The organism is Burkholderia sp. MSMB1498 (genome assembly GCF_001526245.1).
Taxonomy (GTDB): Bacteria; Pseudomonadota; Gammaproteobacteria; order Burkholderiales; family Burkholderiaceae; genus Burkholderia; species Burkholderia savannae.
In genome coordinates, this window is the sequence record NZ_LOYJ01000064.1 from 43,188 (window position 1) to 49,540 (window position 6,353).

The 6,353-nt window shown below is 60.2% G+C and carries 7 protein-coding genes and 4 tRNA genes; all 11 read right to left on the reverse strand.

Annotated elements, in window-relative coordinates; translation table 11 throughout:
* Positions 1 to 314 precede the first annotated feature (314 nt).
* The 11 genes from rplL to WS91_RS12200 all read right to left on the reverse strand — a co-directional run bounded on the left by rplL (position 315) and on the right by WS91_RS12200 (position 5,504).
* Positions 315 to 689, reverse strand: a complete 375-nt coding sequence (gene rplL, locus WS91_RS12150; protein ID WP_038754735.1) for a 50S ribosomal protein L7/L12 — start codon at positions 687 to 689, stop codon at positions 315 to 317.
* A 72-nt stretch (positions 690 to 761) separates the two neighbouring features.
* Complete coding sequence (gene rplJ / locus WS91_RS12155; protein ID WP_006400668.1) at positions 762 to 1,259, reverse strand: 50S ribosomal protein L10; 498 nt, start codon at positions 1,257 to 1,259, stop codon at positions 762 to 764.
* Positions 1,260 to 1,556: 297 nt separating this feature from the next.
* Positions 1,557 to 2,255 (reverse strand): 50S ribosomal protein L1, encoded by a 699-nt coding sequence (rplA, locus tag WS91_RS12160; protein ID WP_038754732.1) that lies wholly within the window; start codon positions 2,253 to 2,255, stop codon positions 1,557 to 1,559.
* Entirely contained in the window at positions 2,256 to 2,687 is a 432-nt protein-coding gene (gene rplK, locus WS91_RS12165; protein ID WP_004198368.1) for a 50S ribosomal protein L11, read from the reverse strand.
* Between the two features lie 145 nt (positions 2,688 to 2,832).
* Complete coding sequence (gene nusG, locus WS91_RS12170; RefSeq protein WP_004525645.1) at positions 2,833 to 3,390, reverse strand: transcription termination/antitermination protein NusG; 558 nt, start codon at positions 3,388 to 3,390, stop codon at positions 2,833 to 2,835.
* 1 nt (position 3,391) lies between these two features.
* Positions 3,392 to 3,772, reverse strand: a complete 381-nt coding sequence (gene secE / locus WS91_RS12175; protein ID WP_038754729.1) for a preprotein translocase subunit SecE — start codon at positions 3,770 to 3,772, stop codon at positions 3,392 to 3,394.
* Between the two features lie 42 nt (positions 3,773 to 3,814).
* A tRNA-Trp gene (locus tag WS91_RS12180) sits at positions 3,815 to 3,890 on the reverse strand.
* A 59-nt stretch (positions 3,891 to 3,949) separates the two neighbouring features.
* Positions 3,950 to 5,140, reverse strand: coding sequence for an elongation factor Tu (gene tuf / locus WS91_RS12185; protein ID WP_059670342.1), 1,191 nt, complete (start codon positions 5,138 to 5,140; stop codon positions 3,950 to 3,952).
* A 62-nt stretch (positions 5,141 to 5,202) separates the two neighbouring features.
* Positions 5,203 to 5,277, reverse strand: a tRNA-Thr gene (locus WS91_RS12190).
* Between the two features lie 24 nt (positions 5,278 to 5,301).
* A tRNA-Gly gene (locus WS91_RS12195) sits at positions 5,302 to 5,375 on the reverse strand.
* A 43-nt stretch (positions 5,376 to 5,418) separates the two neighbouring features.
* Positions 5,419 to 5,504, reverse strand: a tRNA-Tyr gene (locus WS91_RS12200).
* Positions 5,505 to 6,353: the final 849 nt, after the last annotated feature.

Sequence of the window (6,353 nt, forward strand, 5' to 3'; positions counted from 1 at the left end):
GTCAAACCCGAGTGTTCACCGACTGAGACCCGATGGCCGTCCGACGGCACGAGCCGAGAAGCTTGGTGGTTGGCCGCTACCAACCGCTGGCTGACGGCAGCGGATGCCTGTGTTGCCCGCTGCCCGACCAAACTTGCCTTCTGCAGTCGCTTCAGAAGACAAAGAGAATCGCCGATCGATCGTGGATAGGCGTTTTTCTTTGGCTTCTAAGGGGGCTCGTCCAACCTCTTCAAAGAGTGTCAAAACACTGCCCCCACAAAGCACAAAAAGGCCGGCGGTGAAAAACCGCCAGCCTTCGCACAGCGCGTCGAAACTTACTTGATTTCGACCTTCGCGCCAGCTTCTTCCAACTTCTTCTTCGCATCGTCGGCAGCGGCCTTGTCCACGCCTTCCTTGACGGGCTTCGGCGCGCCGTCGACGAGGTCCTTCGCTTCCTTCAGGCCCAGGCCCGTGAGTTCGCGAACGGCCTTGATGACGGAAACCTTGTTGGCGCCGGTTTCAGCCAGAACGACCGTGAATTCGGTCTTTTCTTCAGCAGCAGCAGCCGCGCCGCCGGCAGCCGGGCCAGCAACGGCGACAGCAGCAGCCGACACGCCAAACTTCTCTTCGAACGCCTTGACCAGCTCGTTCAGTTCCAGAACGGTCATCCCTTCGACTGCGGCCAGGATGTCTTCTTTTGCGATTGCCATTTGAAATACTCCTAAATTGAATTCGGATACAGCCAGCGATCAGTGACGCTGATGTGCGTTCGCGCGTAGCAATTACGCAGCTTCGGCTTGCTTCTTCTCGGCGAGCGCGGCCAGAGCGCGCGCAAAGCCGGAAACAGGCGCTTGCATGACGAACAGCAGCTTCGAGAGCAGTTCTTCGCGGCTCGGGATGCTGGCGAGCGCTTGCACGCCTGCCTTGTCCATCACCTTGCCATCGAACGAACCGGCCTTGATGACCAACTTGTCATTGCTCTTGCTGAAGTCGTTGACGACCTTAGCAGCGGCAATTGCATCTTCCGAGATGCCGTAGATCAGGGGACCAGTCATCTGCTCTGCCAGCGGAGCAAACGGCGTACCTTCGACGGCGCGGCGCGCCAGCGTGTTCTTCAGAACGCGCAGGTAAACCTTTTGCTCGCGCGCTTTCGCGCGCAGCGTGGTCAGATCGCCAACCGCAATTCCACGATACTCAGCGAGCACAACGGTCTGGGCCTTCGCAACTTGCGCGGCAACCTCAGCGACGACGGCTTGCTTGTCTTCTCTATTAAGCGGCACGGTTAGCCTCCAGAAACGATACGCTTCGCATGACGCGTCGCGCACCTCGTTCAACAACGGCGTCCGACTCGTTAGGAGTATTTCCGCTGAAGATCGCCGATCTCTCGTCGATCTCTCGCTTCACCACTGCAAAACTCTTTCGGGTTCGCCATCTGCGTTGGCTTGAATTAAGGGAGCGCCCGACTGCTGCATTCCCACCAACGGTCTTTGATAACCGGTCGCTCGATGGTGCTCCTTCGAACGACCGCCCAAAGCCCTTTTGAGCCGCCTCTCCCGGACGCGGCTCGAATACTTCGCTTACTGCGCGGCCAGCGAGCCTTGGTCGACGCGAACGCCGACACCCATCGTGCTCGACAGCGCGATCTTGCGCAGGTACACGCCCTTGCTCGTCGCCGGCTTCGCCTTCTGCAGCGCTTCGATCAGCGCCGACAGGTTCGTGCGCAGCGCGGTCGACTCGAACGATGCACGGCCGATCGTCGCATGGATGATACCGGCCTTGTCGACGCGGAACTGCACCTGACCCGCCTTCGCGTTCTTCACTGCGGTCGCGACGTCCGGCGTGACCGTGCCGACCTTCGGGTTCGGCATCAGGCCGCGCGGGCCGAGGATCTGGCCCAGCGTACCGACGATACGCATCGTGTCCGGCGAAGCGATCACGATGTCGAAGTCCATTTGACCGGCCTTGATCTGCTCAGCCAGATCTTCCATGCCGACCACTTCGGCGCCGGCGGCGCGCGCTTGCTCTGCCTTCTCGCCTTGCGCGAACACGGCAACGCGAACCGACTTGCCGGTACCGGCCGGCAGCACGACCGAACCGCGAACGACCTGGTCCGACTTCTTCGCGTCGATGCCGAGTTGAACCGCGACGTCGATCGATTCGTTGAACTTCGCGCTCGCGCATTCCTTCACGAGAGCGAGGGCCTCGTCGATCGCGTACAGCTTCTGACGATCGACCTTAGCGGCAAATGCCTGACGGCGCTTCGAGATCTTGGCCATTTACACGCCCTCCACAGTGATGCCCATCGAGCGTGCGCTACCAGCGATGGTGCGAACGGCCGCGTCGAGATCAGCTGCCGTAAGATCCGGCATCTTGGTCTTCGCGATTTCTTCCGCTTGTGCGCGGGTGATCTTGCCGACCTTGTCGGTGTGGGGCTTGCTCGAGCCCTTGTCGACCTTCGCCGCCTTCTTGATCAGAACCGTCGCGGGCGGGGTCTTCATCACGAACGTGAAGCTCTTGTCCGCGTATGCCGTGATGACGACCGGCACCGGCAGGCCCGGCTCCATGCCTTGAGTCTGCGCGTTGAACGCCTTGCAGAACTCCATGATGTTCAGGCCGCGCTGGCCCAGCGCCGGACCGACCGGCGGCGACGGGTTGGCTTTACCTGCAGGGATCTGCAGCTTGATAAAGCCGACAATCTTCTTTGCCATTTGGAAACCTCGTTGGAACGCATGCAAGCGTTCGGTGAGTGATAACGCGGGTTCGTCGTGCGACTACTTGCGCTCCTCAACAGCCATTAACGCGGGCCGTAAGCGCGAAGGTGGGCAGCTCCCGGAGCTGCCCACCTGAACTTGCTCAAACCTTTTCGACCTGCCCGAATTCCAGCTCGACCGGCGTTGCTCGGCCAAAGATGGTGACGGACACCCGAACTCGCGATTTTTCGTAGTTCACTTCTTCGACCGTGCCGTTGAAGTCCGTGAACGGGCCTTCCTTCACGCGCACCATCTCGCCGACTTCGAACAGGGTCTTCGGGCGCGGCTTTTCCACGCCTTCCTGCATTTGCGACATGATTTTTTCGACTTCCCGCGGGGAAATCGGGCTCGGGCGATTGCGCGCCCCGCCGACGAAACCGGTGACCTTCGCGGTGTTTTTCACGAGGTGCCACGTTTCGTCCGTCATTTCCATTTCGACCAGCACGTAGCCGGGGAAGAAACGACGCTCGGTCACCGCCTTGTGACCACCCTTGACTTCAACCACTTCCTCGGTCGGAACCAGGATCTGGCCGAACTTGTCCTGCATGCCGGCACGCTCGATGCGCTCCTGAAGCGCGCGTTGCACGCTCTTCTCCATGCCGGAGTAGGCGTGCACGACGTACCAACGTTTTCCGCTCGGGGATGCCGGAGTATCGCTCATATCATTTCCAACCCAGAATCGCCGAGAAAATCACCCATTCGATGGACTTATCGCTTAGCCAAAGAAAGAGCGCCATGACCAGCACAAAACCGAAGACGACGAGCGTGGTTTGCGTGGCTTCTTTGCGCGTGGGCCAAACGACTTTACGCACTTCGCGATACGAATCCTTCGCAAAAGCGATGAAGCTCTTACCAGGAAGCGATATCAGCGCGACGCCCACACCGGCGACCACCCCCACTGCCAAAGCAGCGCCGCGGACATACCACTCCTTGCCGCCAAGCAAGAAGAAGCCCGCAAATCCGGCCAAGACCAACAATACACCCAGGGCCAGCATCAGCTTATCGCCGGAGGTATTAACAGTTTCGACGGAAGGATTCGCCATAACACTCTAAAACAAACGCCACGCAAAGAAACGTGGCTTATGTGGCAGGGGCAGAGGGAATCGAACCCCCAACCTTCGGTTTTGGAGACCGACGCTCTGCCAGTTGAGCTATACCCCTAGACCATGTTGGGACCGGCTGGCGCCGGCCCCCAAACTGTCGATCAGCGAGTAACTGGCTTACTCGATGATCTTGGCGACGACGCCGGCGCCGACGGTGCGGCCGCCTTCGCGGATCGCGAAGCGCAGACCTTCTTCCATCGCGATCGGCGCGATCAGCTTCACCGTGATCGACACGTTGTCGCCCGGCATCACCATTTCCTTGTCCTTCGGCAGCTCGATCGAGCCCGTCACGTCCGTCGTACGGAAGTAGAACTGCGGACGGTAGTTGTTGAAGAACGGCGTGTGACGGCCGCCTTCGTCCTTGCTCAGCACGTACACTTCAGCCGTGAAGTGCGTGTGCGGCGTGATCGAACCCGGCTTCGCCAGAACCTGGCCGCGCTCCACGTCTTCACGCTTCGTGCCGCGCAGCAGGATACCGACGTTGTCGCCTGCCTGACCTTGGTCCAGCAGCTTGCGGAACATTTCAACGCCCGTGCAGGTCGTCTTCACCGTCGGCTTGATACCGACGATTTCGATTTCCTCGCCGACCTTGACCACGCCACGCTCGACACGACCCGTCACCACCGTACCGCGGCCCGAGATCGAGAACACGTCTTCCACCGGCATCAGGAACGCACCGTCCACCGCGCGCTCCGGCGTCGGGATGTACGTGTCCAGCGCGTCCGCCAGGTTCATGATCGCCACTTCGCCCAGCTCGCCCTTGTCGCCTTCCAGCGCCAGCTTCGCCGAACCCTTGATGATCGGCGTGTCGTCGCCCGGGAAGTCGTACTTCGACAGCAGTTCGCGCACTTCCATCTCGACCAGCTCGAGCAGCTCGGCGTCGTCCACCATGTCGCACTTGTTCAGGAACACGATGATGTACGGCACGCCGACCTGACGCGCCAGCAGGATGTGCTCACGCGTTTGCGGCATCGGGCCGTCTGCTGCCGAGCACACCAGGATCGCGCCGTCCATCTGCGCCGCGCCCGTGATCATGTTCTTCACGTAGTCGGCGTGGCCCGGGCAGTCGACGTGTGCGTAGTGGCGGTTCGCCGTTTCGTACTCGATGTGCGCCGTGTTGATCGTGATGCCGCGCGCCTTTTCTTCCGGCGCCGCGTCGATTTCGTCGTACTTCTTCGCTTCGCCGCCGAACTTCGCCGACAGAACCGTCGCGATCGCCGCCGTCAGCGTCGTCTTGCCGTGGTCAACGTGACCAATCGTACCAACGTTCACGTGCGGCTTGGTCCGCTCAAACTTTTCCTTGGCCATTTTCAACTCCCGAAAGGAATTTCACATGTTGCGCCGCGCGCAAACAGACACCGACTACCTGCTGGTGCCCATGGGCAGGATCGAACTGCCGACCTCTCCCTTACCAAGGGAGTGCTCTACCACTGAGCCACATGGGCGCTTTACGCTTCAACTGCCTGAACTGGAGCGGGTGAAGGGAATCGAACCCTCGTCGTAAGCTTGGAAGGCTTCTGCTCTACCATTGAGCTACACCCGCAAGGGCCAGCAACGATTCCCTATACCGCTCTGTGCTTATGTCTTGGTGGAGGAGGTTGGATTCGAACCAACGTAGGCGTAAGCCAACAGATTTACAGTCTGCCCCCTTTAGCCACTCGGGCACCCCTCCGTAGAGAACTGACGATTATGGGGGTACATCGAATTCGTGTCAAGCGCTTCGTTGAGATTATTTGCATCTTCTTCGAGCGCGCCGATGTCGTTCGACCTGCGCCGCCGTTTTTCAGTTGTCATTGCATCGGCAACAGGACCGAGCTTGCGTACTACTGAATCCAACGGGACGTCTGGTACCGCCTGTCGCCGCCCCCGTCTGCCCGGCAAAAAACGCGCCGGAAAACGGAAGACCTGAATCATACGGCGTTGGAAGAACGCCGCCAAGTGCCAAACGGCGATTGGGCTCGAAAAGAAATCGTCACGGATGTAAAAGTAGAATCAATAATCTGGCCCCAATATGAATCTCCGCTTGCAGGGTTAGGCGTGCGCAAGCGTCGACACAAGCGCATTGCCGCTGTCGAGCGCATGTCACTGCTGTTGCCAACTGGCCCGAGCCAGAGCTGGCGGATGGACTTTGTCGCTGACGGGTGAGCTCATGAGCAGCGCGTGCACTGCCTGAATGTGGTCGACGACTACACGCGCAAATGCCGGGTTATCGAGGTCAACACCCCGTTGTCCTGACTTCGCGCGGTACAGGTTTGCAGCGCTTGGACAAGATGCGTGGGTTGCCTACCTCGATCACCGTTGATAGCGGCTCGGAGTTCGCGGCGAAGCACTGGATGCTTGAGCCTATGATGTTCGCATACGCAGCACCAGCTTTAACCTCGGACTCACGCACCGGATCGGACTAGACGCGGGGGTCGGTCGAATCCCAAGAGCGCGTGCGGACGGTCCGAGAGGCCCGCCCGCGCTCGAGCGAGAAGGGAGTCGAGGCGGGAGCTGGAGCGCGAGGCTCCTGCCGAGGGCG